Raw genomic sequence first — 15096 nt, 5'->3', positions numbered from 1 at the left:
GTCGCCGCTCTCAGGCGCGGGGTTCGCCGCCCGTGGCTTCAGTGTCCTACAAAAAGCTCTGCGGGTCGACATCGATGGCGACTCGAACGTTGCCGCGCACCTTCGGCCCCCGGGCGAGCCAGGCCCGGAGATAGCCCTGGAGGTCGACGTTGCGCTCGGTCTTGACCAGCAGCCGGAAGCGGTAGCGCCCCCGGATCAGGGCCAGCGGCGCCTCGGCGGGCCCGAGGACCATGACCCCATCGGGCGGCTCGGCGGCCCGGGCCAGCGCCTGCCCGTGCGCCTCCGCGACCGCGCGATCGTTGGCCGAGACGATCAGGGCGGCGAGCCGGCCGAAGGGCGGCAGGCCGGCCGCCTCCCGGGCCTGGATCTCCTCCGCGTAGAAGCGCTCGGCATCCCCCGACAGCAGGGCCGCGATCACCGGATGATCGGGCTGGTAGGTCTGGACGAGCGCCCGGCCGGGCTTGTCGCCGCGACCGGCCCGGCCGGTCACCTGCTGGAGCAACTGGAAGGTGCGCTCCGCCGCCCGAGGATCGCCCGAGGTCAGGCCGATATCGGCGTCGAGGACGCCGACCAGAGTCAGGAAGGGAAAGTTGTGGCCCTTGGCCACGAGCTGCGTGCCGATCACGAGGTCGCATTCCCCGGCCGCCACGGCGTCGAGTTCCTGACGCAGGCGCTCGGCACCGCCGGGGAAATCGCTCGACAGGACGACGATGCGCCGGCCCGGAAACACGTCGGCGGCCTCCTCGGCGATCCGCTCGACGCCGGGGCCGCAGGCGGTGAGGTTGTCGAAGGTGCCGCACTCGGCGCAGGCCTCCGGACGCCGCTCGGCGTAGCCGCACTGGTGGCAGACGAGGGCCCGGCGGAAGCGGTGCTCCACGAGCCAGGTCGAGCAGTTCCGGCACTGGTAGCGGTGGCCGCAGGCGCGGCACAGGGTGAGCGGCGCGTAGCCGCGGCGGTTGAGGAACAGCAGCGCCTGCTCGCCCCGCTCCAGGGTGTGCTTCACCGCGTTGACGAGCGGCGGGCTGAGGAAGCGGCCGCGCTCGGGCTGGTCCTTGCGCATGTCGATCGCCGCGATGTCGGGCATGCGCCGGCCTCCGAACCGCTCCGGGAGCAGGACGTGCCGGTAGCGCCCGCGCGCCGCGTTCACGCGGGTCTCGATGGCGGGCGTCGCCGAGGTCAGCACCACCGGGCAGCCTTCGAGGCGGCCGCGCACCACCGCCATGTCGCGGGCGTGGTAATGAACGCCGTCCTCCTGCTTGTAGGCGGTCTCGTGCTCCTCATCGACCACGATCAGGCCGAGGCGGGCGAAGGGCAGGAACAGGGCCGAGCGCGCCCCGACCACGACCAGCGCCGCGCCCTCGGCCACCGCGGCCCGGAGCCGCTCGCGCCGCTTGCCGCCGATGCCGGAATGCCACGCCGCCGGGCGCACCCCGAACCGGGCGGCGAAACGGTCGAGGAACTGCGCCGTTAGGGCGATCTCGGGCATCAGGATCAACGCCTGCCGCCCGGCCCGGATGCAGGCGGCGACCGCCTCGAAATAGACCTCGGTCTTGCCCGAGCCGGTGACGCCTTCGAGCAGCACCGGTTTGGTGTCGACGGCATCGGACGCCGCCGCCTCATCGGACGGCCGATGCCACGGAAATCCCTCCAGCAGGGCCGTGACGGCCTCCGCCTGGGCGGGGGAGAGGGGCGTCCGGGGAAAGTCCGGATCGGGCCGCGGTGCGACCGGCTCGGGCTCGACCGCGACGGTCGCCAGAACGCCATCGTCGATCAGCCCGTCGACCACCGAAAGCGAGACCCCGGCCTCCTTGGCGAGCGCACTCTTGCCGCGCAGCGCGCCATCGGCGGCGACCGCCAGCACCTTGGTGCGGGCGGGGGTGGCCCGGGTGGGGGGCTTGTCGGTGAGGCGTACCGCGACTCGCGCGGTCTCGGTCGCGGCGGCTTCGTCCGGCAGGCGCAGCACCATAGCAAGCGCCGAGCCCTTCGGCGCCAGCGTGTAGCGGGCGATCCAGTCGACCAGGCTGCGCAGCGGCTCCGAGAGGGGCGCTACCGGGAAACGGCCCGTCACCGGCCGCAAATTCGAGCCGCCCGCGGTCTCGGTCAGCCCCCACACGACACCGACGATCTCGCGCGGGCCCAGCGGCACCTGGACCACGTCGCCGGCGGCGAGGTCGAGCCCCGTCGGCACCACGTAGCTGTAGGGCGTATCGAGGGCGAGCGGGATCAGGATCTCGGCGACGAAGGGCATGCAGGGCTTTTCGGGCGGCTCCGTTCCGGGTCCGTACCATAAGCCGCGCGAAAAAGACCCGCCGCTTCAGCGACGGCGCAGGCCGGGGACCCGGAGCGGCGAGCAGCAACCCCATCATCCCCGGATGGGCCCTCGCCTGGGCGGAATCAGCAGGTGCGGCGGACGGCGTAGCGGTAGCGGCGGCCCTGCGCATCGAGCAGTTCGCTGTCGGGACTCTCCTGCCAGACGACTTCATCGTCGGGCCCCGCGGCATTCGTGAGGGTCGCGCCGCGGACGATGTCGAGATTCAGGCCGAAGCCGTAGCTGACGGCCGTCGCCTCCGTGATGGCGGAGGCGATGTCGGCCTCGTCGGGGAGGCAGGCGAACAGGACGCCGTCGGAAATGGCCAGGGTGTAGGTTTGCACGAATGAGCTCCAGACTCTCCGTAAGCGGGGACCGGCGCGACAGCGGCGGAAGCTAGGGACCGCGGCCGGGATGTGAAGCGCGTTCGCCGAAGTGCTGCATTGCAACATCTCGTGAGGCCGCCGGTCCGATACAACCGGGTTCCTATTCGCTCAGCGGGTTGCAGACGCGTCCGGGAAGCACCTCTGCGGGTGGGCCGTCCGGCCCGCAATCAGCTCCTGATGCCGGGTAGGCCGGCTGGGTTCTCCGGCTCGACCACCACCGTTGTCGGTACGGCGCCTTCTCCGGCCAGGGCGTCCGCGAGGGTCTCCGGCTCGATCGCCGCCCCGGCTGATCCGCCGGTGCCCGACGGCACCGGCGTGATCCGGGCGGTCTCCCGCCGGGGCCCGGTTTCCGCATCGGCGGCGTGCTCGTCGGCAACCCCCGCCACGGTATCGGGGGCGATCAGGCCGATGGCGGCCGCGTGCTCGGCCATGGCGACACTGTCGGCGGCCAGGACCAGGCTCGATCCCGCCCGTGCGACTGCGCCTGCCAGCCGCACGATCTCCTCGACCCGGGCGGCATCGCGGGACACGTTGCGGATGTAGACCGCGAGCACCCGCCCGGGATTCTCCTCGACGATCTGCGCATAGACTTCCGGATCGTGCTGGCCGCTGTCGCCGATCAGCACGAAGGGCAAGTCCCGGTAGAGGGCGAGCATGTGGCGGATCAGCGCCTGCTTGTGGTCCGTGGCGCGACGCGGCAGCGGGTGCGTCCAGGACAGCCCCCATTCCCGCAGGAACAGCACCGGTCCCACCGGAATGCCGTGACGCTGGAAGAACTCCGACAGCATCTCGTAGAGGCCCCAGGGCGCGCGGGAGACGTAGAGCATCGGGTTGCCCTCGGCGCCGCCGGCGCCCGCGTGGAGCGCCCGGTACAGGGCGGCGACCCCGGGGAAGGCGACCCGGCTCTCGGCATCCTCCACGAACAGCCGCCACAGCATCTTCAGCTTGTTGGCGACGCCGGTGCGCATGACCGTGTCGTCGATGTCGCTGACCACGACGCAGCGGCAGCCGTCCGGAGGGATGAACACCGCGCCCTCGGCGGGGATCGCCGGTTGTCCTTCAAGGACGAGGTCGACCGGATGCCAGCGGCCGCGATCGTTCGGAACGTCCTGTGGGTGCAGGTGCACGCGGAAGTAACCGTCGCGGTCGGTCTCGACGCGAGCCCGGTCGCCGCCGAACGCGGCGGTCACCACTGCCCCGGCGACCGTCCGCCGGGCGATGCGGCGACGCAGATCGCGCCACTGTGCCCGCAGCGAGTCCGGATCCTCCCCCGGGATCCCGGGGGATTGCCGGAAGACCCGGCCGATCAGGAAGATCGCATCCCGGGAGCCGTAGCCGCGGTAGGGCTCGACCACGAGCCCGCCGCGGCCCTTGCCGCCATGACCCTGGGCGCGGCGGACCGGGCGGACGAGAATCCGCAGCGCCTTGGCGACGCCCCTGCCTGCGCGCGAGGCCATGGCGGGCCGTTCAGGCTTGCGGAAGCTCGGGGCTCAGCCCCATCGCGTCCAAACCCTCTTCCAGCAGGTCTCCGGCATCGGGCGAGCCGAGCAGTTCCTTCATGGCACCTTCGCCGGCGGCCTCGCGCTCGCGGGCGAAGCGCACCGCCTCGCCCCACTCCTCCGGCTCCATGTCGCCGCGCCCGACATAGAGCAGGGCCAGCAACTCCGCGCGGGAATCGTCGTCGAGCCCGGCGATCACGCCGCGCACCTCGGATTCCGTCGCATCGTCGGTGCCGGCGACGAGGACGTCGGTGGAGCCGTCGTCGATCGGGTTCGAACCCGAATCCGGATCGGTGTCGCCCTCCTTCACCTCGATCGCCCGCAACCGCATGACGATGTCGGTGACGGTCTCGACGGGGATATCCATGCGCTGATCTCCGGACGTGAATGGGTCGGGCCCGCCGGGCCCTCGAGCCGCGACAACGGGCGAGCGGGCGACGGGTTCGCCCCATCCCCATCGAAGGCCGCATGCGTGGTCCGCGCCACTTCCCGGCCCGACGTCCGTGGGTTAGAGCCGGGAAAACTTTTTCGACGATCGGATCGATGCTGGCGATAGACGTGGTTTCTCAGAAGACGGCCCGAATATCGCTTGCCGATACCGTTCACTCCCAAGTCGATGATGGCAGGTTCAGGCGCGCCGCCGCGTGGCGCGCGTTGATCCCGATCTTCGGGGGGCTCGGGGCGCTGGTGGTGTCCGCGCTGATCGCGCCGGGCATCGTCGCGGCGCGTCCCGCCGGCATGGAAAGCGGCGCGCCGAGCTGCTTCGTTACCGGGGGTGGTGGGCTGGAGATCTGCCGGGACGGCTCGGAGGCCGAGGGCGTGCTGATCGCGCCAGCACCCTGCGCCTTCGTGCGCGGCGTCCAGATCCTGCGGCTCCCCCGCACTGAGGCGCCCGGTCCGATCCAGACTCTGTTCCAGGGTCAGACTCCGATCGCATCCCGCCGGGACGAGCCCTGTCCGGAGCGGCGCGCCACGGACAGCCGGGACGGCGGTTCGCTGCGCACCGGCCGGACCTTCGAGGCCCTGGTGACGACGCTGCCGCCCACGGCCGACCGGTTCTGGGTCGATCTGCCCGAGGTGCGCGGGCGGTCCCGCGGCTGGTCCGAGCCGACGCCGGCCGCCGAGGGGATCGGCCCGCGCGACCCGATCGCGGTCGCGGGGCGCGACTGGGCCGGCGAGGCCTACAGCTACGTGTTCCTGCTCGGACAGGAACGGGTCGCGGTGGCCGACGACTCCGACACGCAGACGCAGGGCCGCCGCGGCCGCCGGACGTCCGACCGGGACGATCCCGCCGACGGACCGGCCGATGTCCGGCGCCGGGTACAGATCGAGGCCCGCACCCTCGACTTCCAGAGCTTCGAGATTCGCACCCGCTCCGCCGATGGCTACGGCCTCGCCTGGACCCCGTTCGCCCCCGGTTCAGGCCGGAGGGAGCCGCCCAATCCCGCGGCGGTGATCGACGAGGCCGGCAAGCCGGTGGCGTCCGCCTGCACGGCGCCGGCCTTCGAGACGCACGGGCTCGCCGGATCGATCAGCGTCGTCGATCACACCTACCACTACGTCTACACCGACGTGCTGCCCGAGGATTGCGGCCTCGCCCCCGAGAAGCGGCGTACGGCGCTCTACCTGCGCACCGCGCAGGACCTGTCGGGCCCGAAGGTGTGGTCCACGGCCCGAAAGCTTGCCGGGCCGCTGCCGCCGGGGAGCCTCGTGCGGGTGGCGCGGGCCAAGGGGATGCAGCGCTGGGCGGTGTCCTATACCTGCCAGCGGCCTGCCAACGCGCCGGGCGGTCCCGTGGCCGATATCTGCCTGCAATACACCACCGACATGAACCTCGACGGGATCGGTGCCCTCACGCTCTACGCGGATCCGGTGGAGGCCGGCCGCTCGCCGGCCTATCTCGGCCTGCGCTCGGGCGGCGACGGCAGCGGCCGCTATGACCGGAGCGCCCATTTCTGGATGACGGATGCGCAGGGCAACCTCGACACGCCGTCGATCTACCCCGGCAAGGCCGGGTTCCTGACCTGGCTCGACCGGCTGGCGCCCACCGCCTCCGGACGCGACACATCGAGCCTCTACGGCCGGCCGGTCTACTGGGCGACGTGGACGGTGCGCCGGATCGGCGCGCAATAAGCTGCGCGACCCGCTATATGGGCGGCCTTCCCGCCGCACGAGTCGTGCCTCTTGGAACCGATGGACACCCATATCGACCTGTGGTTCGCCGCGAGCATCGTGGTGATCTCGCTGCTGCTCTCGGCCTTCTTCGCGGGTGCCGAGACCGCCTTCACGGCTGCCTCCCGGGCCCGGATGCACGCCCTGGAACAGGCGGGCGACCCGCGCGCCGCCATCGTCAACCGCATCCTGGCGATTCGCGAGCGCTTCATCGGCGCGATGCTGATCGGCTACAACATCGTCGCGATCGGCGCCTCGGCCTTCACCACCAGCGTGCTCACGGCCCTGTTCGGCAAGAACGGCGTGATCTACGCCACGGTCGGCATGTCGGTGCTGGTCATCGTCTTCGCCGAGGTGCTGCCGAAGACGCTCGCCATCTCCAAGCCAGACAAGGCGGCCCTGCTCACCGCCCGGCCCGTGGCCTTCGCGGTGGCGATCATGGGCCCGGCCGCCATCGCGATCGAGCACCTCGTGCGGCTGATGCTGAAGCCGTTCGGCGTGACCATCGGCGAGCACCAGTCGATCCTCACTGCCGCCGAGGAGCTGCGCGGCCAGGTGGCGCTGATGCACCGGGAGGGCGGCGTCGCCAAGGCCGAGCGCGACATGCTCGGCGGCCTGCTCGACCTGTCGGACCTGTCGGTGTCCGACGTGATGGTCCACCGCACCAAGATGCGGGCGATCGACGCCGATCAGCCCTCCGAGGACATCGTGCGGGCGGTGCTGTCCTCGCCCTATACGCGCATGCCCCTGTGGCGGGGGACACCGGAGAACATCGTCGGCGTGCTCCACGCCAAGGATCTGCTCCGGGCGCTCGACGCCGCGGGGGGGGACGCCTCGGGCCTTAAGGTCGAGGCGCTGGCGCTCGAGACGTGGTTCGTGCCGGGCACGACCTCGCTGCGCGCCCAGCTCAAGGCGTTCCTGACCAAGAAGACCCACTTCGCGCTTGTGGTCGACGAGTACGGCGAGGTCATGGGCCTCGTGACCCTGGAGGACATCCTGGAGGAGATCGTCGGCGAGATCGCCGACGAGCACGACGTCACGGTCTCCGGCGTGCGGCCGCAGGGCGACGGTTCGGTGAACGTCGACGGCGGCGTCCCGATCCGCGACCTGAACCGGGCCATGGACTGGAACCTGCCGGACGAGGAGGCCACCACCATCGCGGGCCTCGTCATCCACGAGGCACGGACCATCCCCGACCAGGGCACCGCCTTCAATTTCCACGGCTTCCGGTTCCAGGTGATCCGGAAGACCAAGAACCGGATCACGACGCTGCGGATCACGCCGCTGACTGCGACGGGGGTGCAGGCGAGCGGGCCGGCCGAGGCGCAACGCGACGCGGTGTGAGCCCGGCGTCGCATCAAGCCTGCGGCGAGCGTCCGTCCCTGAGAGAGAGAGCGAGCGCAGCGAGGCCAAACAGGCCGCCGAGCGCACAGGCGCCCGACCAGCCGACGAGCACCCAGGTGAGGCCCGAAAGGCTCGAACCCAGCGCTGCGCCGATGAAGAACAGGCCGGTGAACAGCCCGTTCAGGCGCCCCCGTGCCTCCGGCCGCAGCATGTTGATCGCTCGTCGGCCCAGCGCCTGATCGGCGATGACACCCAGGTCGAGGATCACGGCCGCGAAAGCCATCACGGCGAGCGCGACCGGCCCCGGCATCCCGTCAGCGGATCCCGCCCCGCCCATGGCCGCCAGCACCATGGCCGCGATGACGCTCAGATGCGCGAGGATCGTCGCAGGTCGGGTCAGGCCCCTGTCGCCGGCGCGGCCGGCGATCGGCGCGATCACGGCGCCGGCTGCACCGGTCAGAGAGAAGGCGGCGATTCCGGTCTGGCCGAGGTCGAAGGGCGGCAGAGCGAGCCGCAGGGCCACCGTGGTCCAGAAGATCCCGAAGGCCGCCATGCAGAGCCCCTGATAGCCCGCCCGGCGCCGGAGGATGGGCTCCTCCTTGAGGAGCACAAGCAACGAAGCGAGCAGGCCGCGATAGGAGGCCTTCTGGGACGGCCGGCGCTCCGGGATGGTCCGTGCGATGATGATCGTGAGCAACGCGACCAGGCCGGCGAGCAGCCCGTAGAACCAGCGCCATCCGGCATATTCGGCGATTACGCTCGCGCTCGGCCGGGACAGCAGGATCCCGAGCATCAGGCCGGTCATGACGTTTCCGACGACGCGCCCGCGCTCGGCCTCCGGCGCGAGGCTGGCGGCGATCGGCACGAGCATCTGGATCGCGCTGGCGGTCAGCCCAATCAGGAACGAGGCGATCAGAAAGAGCGGCGCCGAGGGCGCCACGGCGGCCACGAAGAGCGCGAGCGTTCCCGCCGTGAGCGTCCGTCCGATGAGCCGACGATTCTCCATAAGGTCGGTCAATGGCACCAGAAGGAACAATCCGCCGGCGTAGCCCAGCAGCGTGACCGTCGTGACGAAGCTGGTTTCTGCTGCATCGAGCCCGAGCGACGGTCCGATAAGACCCGCGAGCGGCTGCGAGGCGAACAGGCTCAGAACGATGACGCCAGCCGCTATGGCTAGTGTTATCACGAAACCGCTAGAGAGTGTTATAATATTATCAGATCCGATAGACTGTGTATGAGCAGAGTCATTCATGAAAATCCGCCGAATTTGATCTTTCTGATGACCAAATGATAGCTCGATGATTTTATAGTGACAATAAAAATGTTCCGAGATAGTCTCTTACAAAAGTCGTGAGATTGATGTCGGCCCTGGACAGATACCGAACGTTCGTCGAGATCGTCGATCGCGGAAGCCTGACGGTCGCGGCCCGGCATCTTGGCGTGTCGCTGCAATCGGTGAGCCGGGCGCTCTCGGGGCTGGAGAGCGAACTCGGGGTCGAACTGGTCCGTCGCACGACGCGTCGATTGCAGCCGACGGCGGCGGGTCTGTTGTTTCACGCCCGCATCAAGGCGGCGTTGATCGAGATCGACAGCGCGCGCGCGGAGATCGGCCGCGACAGCGAGCGCGTCGCCGGAACGTTGCGGGTCGGCGCCCCGGTCCTGTTCGCGCCGCGGCACGTCGTCCCGGCCTGCGTCACGTTCCTCGAACGGCACACGGAGCTCGAGATCGACCTGATCCTATCCGATGCGCAAGCCAATCTCGTCGATGAGCGGCTGGACGTCGCGATCCGGATCGGCGACCCCGGTCCGCTCCACCTGAAGATCCGCCCCCTCGCGCAACTGCGCCGGGTGAACGTCGCCGCGCCGGAATATCTCGCGCACCACGGCATGCCTCGGAGGCCGGAGGACCTGGGCAATCACATCTGCGTCGTCCGGACCTTCGGGCCCGAAGGCGATGCGTGGCCCGTCGTGATCGACGGCCAGCCCGCGCGCATCCCGGTGCATGGGCCTCTTCGCTGCAACGAGGCGACCGCAGCCAATGCGGCCGTCGCGGCGGGTGCCGGCCTCGGCCTCGCCCCGCTCTGGCAGATCCAGGCGGATCTCGATCACGGCCGCCTGAAGATCGTGCTCGCGGAATTCGAACCCCCGCCGATTCCGGTCCAGGCCGTCTGGCTCGGGGCCGCGGGGACGCCGGTACGAACGCGCCTGTTCGTCGAGACCCTCGCCCTCCATCTGGCGTCGGAGGGCTTGCGAAGCTGATCGAGCCGCGCCGCTCTCGATAAGTCATCCCGAGGACTGCGCGCAGGGAAACCGGCTTTACGAGCCAGGTTGCCACTGCCCCCGCCTCAGCCCGGCATCGCCTCCAGCCCCTCGGCGCGGATCCAGTCGCGGGTGCGGTCGAGCGCCCGACCGAGGCGGTCGAACAGCGAATCGATCTCGTCGGGGGTGATGATCAGTGGCGGGCAGACCGCGACTCGGTCGCCGGCGAGCGACCGCACGATCAGCCCCTCGCCCTGCGCGAAGGTCACGCAGCGGGCCGCCACGCCGGCCTTCGGATCGTATTGCCGCTTGCTGCCCTTGTCGGCGACGATCTCCAGCCCGCCGATCAGACCGAGGCCGCCCGCCTCGCCGACGATGGCGTGATCGGCGAGCGCCGAGAGCCGGCGCTGGAAGTGCGGCGCCTTCTCGGCCGCCCCCTCGATGACGCGGTCGCGCCGGTAGATCTCGATTGCCTTCAGCGCCACCGCAGCCGCGACCGGGTGGCCGGAATAGGTCGTGCCGTGGCCGAAGGTGCCGAGCTTCTGGCTCTGGGCGACCAGGGCGTCGTCGAGCGCCGGGTCGATGCTCACGCCCCCCAGCGGCATGTAGGCCGAGGTGAGCGCCTTCGCGAAGGAGATCGAGTCCGGTTTGATCCCAAGGGCCTCGCTGCCGAACCACGTGCCGAGGCGGCCGAACCCGCAGATCACCTCGTCGGCAATGAGCCGGACATCGTACTTCGCCAGCACCGCCTGGATCGCCGGGAAGTAGCCCCGCGGCGGCACGATCGCCCCGCCCGCGCCCATCACAGGCTCGGCGATGAAGGCCGCCACCGTCTCGGGGCCCTCGCGCAGGATCGTCTCCTCCAGCTCGGCGGCGAGCCGGGCCGAATAGGCCTCCTCGGTCTCGCCCGGCTGGGCGCCCCGATAGAAATGCGGGCAGGCGACGTGCAGGAAGCCCGGCAGCGGCAGGTCCCAATCGGCGTGGTTCGCCGTCAGGCCAGTCATGGAGGCGCTCGCCACCGTGACGCCGTGATAGCCTTTCTGCCGGGCGATGATCTTTTTCTTTTGCGGACGCCCCAGCGCGTTGTTGTAGTACCAGGTCAGCTTGACCTGGGTGTCGTTCGCCTCCGAACCGGAGGACGTGAAGAAGATCTTCGCGGTCGGGACCGGCATCAGCTCCTTGAGGGTCTCGGCGAGCTCGATCCCCGGATCGTGGCTGCGCCCCGAGAACAGGTGCGTGAACGGTAACCGTGCCATCTGCGCCCGGGCCGCCTCGACGAGTTCGGCGTTCGAATAGCCGAGCGCCGTGCACCACAGGCCCGACATGCCCTCGATATAGGAGCGCCCCTCCGCGTCGAAGACGTGGACGCCCTCGCCGCGCTCCAGAACCAGCGGGCCCACCTGCCGGTGCGTGGACAGGTTGGTGTAGGGGTGAAGCAGGGTTTCGACGTCGCGGGTCGCGAGATTCGAGAGCATCGGCTGCAAGGTCCTCATCCCGAGGGGATCGACCGCCACACTACCGACCCGAAACACCGGCAGGTAGCCCGTCGGAACCGCGTCCGGCCGTTGCCGGACGCATGCCGCAAGCGACGGTGCCTGGCGACGCACGACCCATGCTGAATCCCGAAACCTTCGTGGCCCAGCCCGCTCCCGGTCGCAGCTGCGGTGCCTGCACGCTCTGCTGCAAGGTCTACGACGTGCCGGCGGTGGAGAGCGTGGCGGGTACGTGGTGCCGCCATACGCGGGCCGGACAGGGCTGCGCGATTCACGCCACCCGCCCCGACCATTGCCGGGCCTTCCACTGCCTGTGGATGACGGAGAGCTGGCTCGGGCCGGAATGGAAGCCCGACCGCGCCAAGATGGTGCTGGCCCTGGATCCGCTCACCCGCAACATGAACGTGCAAGTCGATCCCGGGCAGGCGAACGCGTGGCGGCGCGAGCCCTATTACGCGCAGCTCAAGCGCTGGGCCGTCGCCTCGGTGCCGCAGCGCCGGCACGTACTGGTCCATGTGAACAAGAGCACGACCGTCGTCCTGCCCGACCGCGACGTCAGCCTCGGGGTGATGTCGGCCGCGGACCGCATCGTCTCCCGCGAGCGGATGACGCCTCAGGGTCTGACCTTCGACGTGGAGAAGGCCCCCGCCTGAGTGCGGATCCGGCCCGATGGCGCGGCAGGTGCGGTACGGCGATCCTTGCGGCGCGGGTCGGTTTGCCCGACTGATCGCGCATGACCACGGTTCACGATTTCACCGTCACCGCCGCCGATGGCACGCCCTACCCCCTGTCCCAGCATCGCGGTCGGGCGCTGCTCATCGTGAATACGGCCTCCCGCTGCGGGTTCACGCCGCAATATGCAGGGCTCGAAACGCTCTGGCGGAAGTATCGGGACGCGGGCCTCACGGTCCTGGGTTTCCCCTGCAACCAGTTCGGCGCCCAGGAGCCTGGTGACGCCGCCGCGATCGAGCGCTTCTGCAGCCTGACCTACGATGTCAGCTTTCCGGTGCTCGCCAAGGTGGCCGTGAAGGGCCCCGGGATCGAGCCCTTGTTCGATCACCTCACCCGGACCCGGCCCGGACTGTTCGGCTCGCGGACGGTGAAGTGGAACTTCACGAAGTTCCTGGTGGGCCGCGGCGGCCAAGCCATCGCCCGCTACGGCCCCGGCACCAAGCCCGCCGCCCTGGAGGCGAAGCTGCAGGCGGCGTTGTCGGAGCCGGTGTGAGGTCGGTCCGAACGCAATCCTAAATCCCCCCGACCGCGACCGCGACCGCTGCCGCGCCCCCGGACGCACCCCTCGGGCCGCACGCGCGCAGCACAGTCCGCAGGGAGGCCACCGGAAAGGGCCGCACCGCCTCGCGCAGGATCCCCACGAGGAAGCGGACCTCCGCAATCTTGCGCAAGGTCAGGACCGGGGCGCCCCCGGCGACGGCCCGGTCTTCGAGATCCCTCAGGGCGTCGAAGAGGGCATAGCGATCACGCGCATCGCCGTAGGATTGCATACGCGCGACGAGCGAGGTCATCTCGCCTTCGAACCTGCAACGAATGGTCTGATCGGCGTACATGGTCGACCCGGACGTGATGGGACAGACTTTAAATCAGTCTCCACCGCGTGTCAGCCGACGACACCGGGCACGCATCGCAAGTTTCGGTTTGTTGCGCGCGTGCATCGGCCGGGCCCGGCCGCCGCAGGGTAGGCCGCTCAGCGGCGGCCCTCCACGAAGTCGGACGCGGCTTCGAACTCGGCGCGGCGGGCTTCGAGACGGGCCTCCGCCTCGGCGTCCCGGCCCCATACCTCCGCTTGATAGGCCTCGTCGACATGGGCGGCCGCCCAGGCCTGCGCCGGCCTGAGGTGACCCCGGAGCACCGCCAGCGCGATCAGGAGCGAGCCGGTGAGCGTCGTCAGCGTGTGCAGGCCGGCCAAGCGGAACGGATCGGTCTCCGCCGTGACCGCGGCCGCGAGCGCCCGCACGGTATCGGGCGGCTGCTCCACGTGCATCACGCCCTCGCTGAGGATCACCCGGGCGCCGAACGCCTCCCGGGCCCAGGCGAGGACCGGATCCCAGGCCGCCCCCTGCGCGGCCACCAGCCGGTCGGGTTCCGCGGCCCGGTAGGCGACGAGATCGGTGCCCGCATAGGCACATAGGTCGGCCGCGACCGCGTCCAGCCGGGGGGCGACGCCGTCGATGGCCGTGTTGGCGAGGCGGGTCAGGGGCATCCGCGCCGGATCGATCTGCGTCTCCTGGGCATCCCATTCGGCCGCGACCTTCTCGGCCAGAGCCCGGGTCGGGAGCCGGAGCGGGTTGCGGGCCGGCGTGTTGGCCGGACGCCCGTCCAGGGTCAGGCGGAAGCCCTCCGGCCCCTCGGAGACGCCGGCCTGCTTGTAGAACCGCTGGGGCAGGGCCGGCTTGGCATGGCCGCGGGCGGCCCGCATCGGGTCAGGCTTCTCGTCCGCGCCCGGTCGGCCGAGCCAATCTGTCGTCTCATCGCTCATGGGTGCGAGATAGGCGTTCCCGGGCCCGCGCGCGAGCCTCCCGGCGTCAGGATCGTGCCGCGGTTGATTCGAGGAGCCGAGCCTCCAGCGCGCTGGCGCTCGGCACCACGGTCGCGGCGCCGGCCCCATAGAGGGCCTCGGGCGGGTGATAGCCCCAGGCGACCCCGACCGAAGCGGCGCCGGCCGCGACGCCCATGGCGATGTCGAAGGTGGTATCGCCGACCATGATTGTGGCGTCTGGGGTGCAGCCGGCCTCGGCCATGGCCTGCTCGAGCATGGCCGGATCGGGCTTTGACGGGGCGTCGTCGGCGCTCTGCGTGGTGACGAACCAGTCCGTCCAGCCGTGATGCGCCACCAGCCGGTCGACGCCGCGGCGCGACTTGCCCGTGGCCAGGCCGATCAAGATATCGTCCCGGGCCTTCAGGCGGGCCAGAAGATCGGCCATCCCGGGAAACAGCGGCTCCTCGTAGGCGGGATCGAGGCGCAGCCGGTTGTAGGCCTGCTTGTAGCTCTCCGAGAGTTCGGCGATCGGCCCGTCCTCCCCGACGAGGCGGCGGAACGCCTGCGGCAGCGACAGGCCCACCACCGACAGCGCCTCCCGCCGTTCCGGAGCGGGCAGGCCGTTCTCCGCGAAGGCGAGCCCCTGGGCGGCCACGATGAGGTGCTGGCTGTCGACGAGGGTTCCGTCGACGTCGAACACGACGAGCCTCATCGCCGGATTTGGGTCGGCGGCCGTCCGGGCGGCGGGGAATCGTAAGACCGCGTCACGGCTTCCGGCCCGGCTGGGTCGGCTGCTGGACGGGCTGTCCCGCCTGGCTGCGGGTCCGCTCGTAGCCGAGCCGGCAGCGGATCAGGAAGCGCCGCCTCTTGCCGCCGCGCAGGCCCCGCTGGTGCGAGGCGCGGTTGCAGGCCGCGTAGGACCGGCGGCGGCGCTCCACCCGGGCGCTGACGGTCTGTCGCGACGCCGCCTCGCCGGGCGAAGCGGCCGGATGCGGCGTCGCCGTCTCGACCGGCGGGGCGCCGTTCGCCGGCAACGCCGGCTTGGACGCCTCGCCCGGGGCAGCATGCGCGATCGACCCCGCAAGGCACAGGGCAGCGAGGCAGGCCAGCAGCGCGTGCTTCATACGTCAGGGTCTCGAAC

General features: G+C 70.6%; 15 protein-coding genes. 5 read left to right on the top strand and 10 right to left on the bottom strand.

From position 1 onward, the window contains the following. Positions 1 to 46: 46 nt before the first annotated feature. The 4 genes from AC3IF1_RS25245 to AC3IF1_RS25230 all read right to left on the bottom strand — a co-directional run bounded on the left by AC3IF1_RS25245 (position 47) and on the right by AC3IF1_RS25230 (position 4560). A complete protein-coding gene (locus AC3IF1_RS25245; RefSeq protein ID WP_489219833.1) occupies positions 47 to 2248 on the bottom strand; it encodes a primosomal protein N' in 2202 nt (733 codons plus the stop codon). 146 nt (positions 2249 to 2394) lie between these two features. After that, entirely contained in the window at positions 2395 to 2652 is a 258-nt protein-coding gene (locus tag AC3IF1_RS25240; RefSeq protein ID WP_243972180.1) for a hypothetical protein, read from the bottom strand. Positions 2653 to 2861: 209 nt separating this feature from the next. Then, positions 2862 to 4151: an App1 family protein phosphatidate phosphatase gene (locus tag AC3IF1_RS25235; protein WP_489219832.1), complete on the bottom strand. Its 1290-nt coding sequence runs from the start codon at positions 4149 to 4151 to the stop codon at positions 2862 to 2864. A 10-nt stretch (positions 4152 to 4161) separates the two neighbouring features. Next, positions 4162 to 4560: a DUF3775 domain-containing protein gene (locus AC3IF1_RS25230; RefSeq protein ID WP_243972176.1), complete on the bottom strand. Its 399-nt coding sequence runs from the start codon at positions 4558 to 4560 to the stop codon at positions 4162 to 4164. A gap of 287 nt (positions 4561 to 4847) precedes the next feature. Here AC3IF1_RS25230 and AC3IF1_RS25225 point away from each other — a divergent pair, with 287 nt between their 5' ends. Then, complete coding sequence (locus AC3IF1_RS25225; RefSeq protein ID WP_489219831.1) at positions 4848 to 6326, top strand: hypothetical protein; 1479 nt, start codon at positions 4848 to 4850, stop codon at positions 6324 to 6326. Positions 6327 to 6386: 60 nt separating this feature from the next. Next, positions 6387 to 7709 (top strand): HlyC/CorC family transporter, encoded by a 1323-nt coding sequence (locus tag AC3IF1_RS25220; protein WP_489219830.1) that lies wholly within the window; start codon positions 6387 to 6389, stop codon positions 7707 to 7709. A gap of 13 nt (positions 7710 to 7722) precedes the next feature. Here the strand turns inward: AC3IF1_RS25220 and AC3IF1_RS25215 are convergent, their stop codons facing one another. Continuing rightward, positions 7723 to 8895, bottom strand: a complete 1173-nt coding sequence (locus AC3IF1_RS25215; protein ID WP_489219829.1) for an MFS transporter — start codon at positions 8893 to 8895, stop codon at positions 7723 to 7725. 173 nt (positions 8896 to 9068) lie between these two features. Here AC3IF1_RS25215 and AC3IF1_RS25210 point away from each other — a divergent pair, with 173 nt between their 5' ends. After that, positions 9069 to 9968: a LysR family transcriptional regulator gene (locus tag AC3IF1_RS25210; RefSeq protein ID WP_489219828.1), complete on the top strand. Its 900-nt coding sequence runs from the start codon at positions 9069 to 9071 to the stop codon at positions 9966 to 9968. A gap of 86 nt (positions 9969 to 10054) precedes the next feature. On the opposite strand, the gene AC3IF1_RS25205 is transcribed toward AC3IF1_RS25210, so the two are convergent. Next, positions 10055 to 11443 carry an aminotransferase gene (locus AC3IF1_RS25205; protein ID WP_489220471.1) on the bottom strand — a complete coding sequence of 463 codons (1389 nt, stop codon included), beginning with the start codon at positions 11441 to 11443 and terminating at the stop codon, positions 10055 to 10057. A gap of 137 nt (positions 11444 to 11580) precedes the next feature. On the opposite strand from AC3IF1_RS25205, the gene AC3IF1_RS25200 reads away from it, so the two are divergent. Together AC3IF1_RS25200 and AC3IF1_RS25195 are read left to right on the top strand one after the other, a co-directional pair. Further along, positions 11581 to 12114, top strand: coding sequence for a hypothetical protein (locus tag AC3IF1_RS25200; RefSeq protein ID WP_489219827.1), 534 nt, complete (start codon positions 11581 to 11583; stop codon positions 12112 to 12114). Positions 12115 to 12194: 80 nt separating this feature from the next. After that, positions 12195 to 12686, top strand: a complete 492-nt coding sequence (locus tag AC3IF1_RS25195) for a glutathione peroxidase (RefSeq protein WP_489219826.1) — start codon at positions 12195 to 12197, stop codon at positions 12684 to 12686. A 19-nt stretch (positions 12687 to 12705) separates the two neighbouring features. On the opposite strand, the gene AC3IF1_RS25190 is transcribed toward AC3IF1_RS25195, so the two are convergent. The 4 genes from AC3IF1_RS25190 to AC3IF1_RS25175 form a co-directional block, all read right to left on the bottom strand. After that, the gene (locus tag AC3IF1_RS25190) at positions 12706 to 13026 is read right to left on the bottom strand and encodes a hypothetical protein (protein ID WP_489219825.1); all 321 of its coding nucleotides are present in this window, start codon (positions 13024 to 13026) and stop codon (positions 12706 to 12708) included. Positions 13027 to 13163: 137 nt separating this feature from the next. After that, positions 13164 to 13955, bottom strand: a complete 792-nt coding sequence (locus AC3IF1_RS25185; protein ID WP_489219824.1) for an ATP12 family chaperone protein — start codon at positions 13953 to 13955, stop codon at positions 13164 to 13166. 46 nt (positions 13956 to 14001) lie between these two features. Further along, positions 14002 to 14667, bottom strand: coding sequence for an HAD-IA family hydrolase (locus tag AC3IF1_RS25180; RefSeq protein ID WP_489219823.1), 666 nt, complete (start codon positions 14665 to 14667; stop codon positions 14002 to 14004). Between the two features lie 52 nt (positions 14668 to 14719). Then, entirely contained in the window at positions 14720 to 15079 is a 360-nt protein-coding gene (locus tag AC3IF1_RS25175) for a hypothetical protein (RefSeq protein WP_489219822.1), read from the bottom strand. Positions 15080 to 15096 lie beyond the last annotated feature (17 nt).

Source organism: Methylobacterium sp. E-012, assembly GCF_057836545.1.
This window is presented reverse-complemented; position numbering and strand designations above follow the sequence as displayed.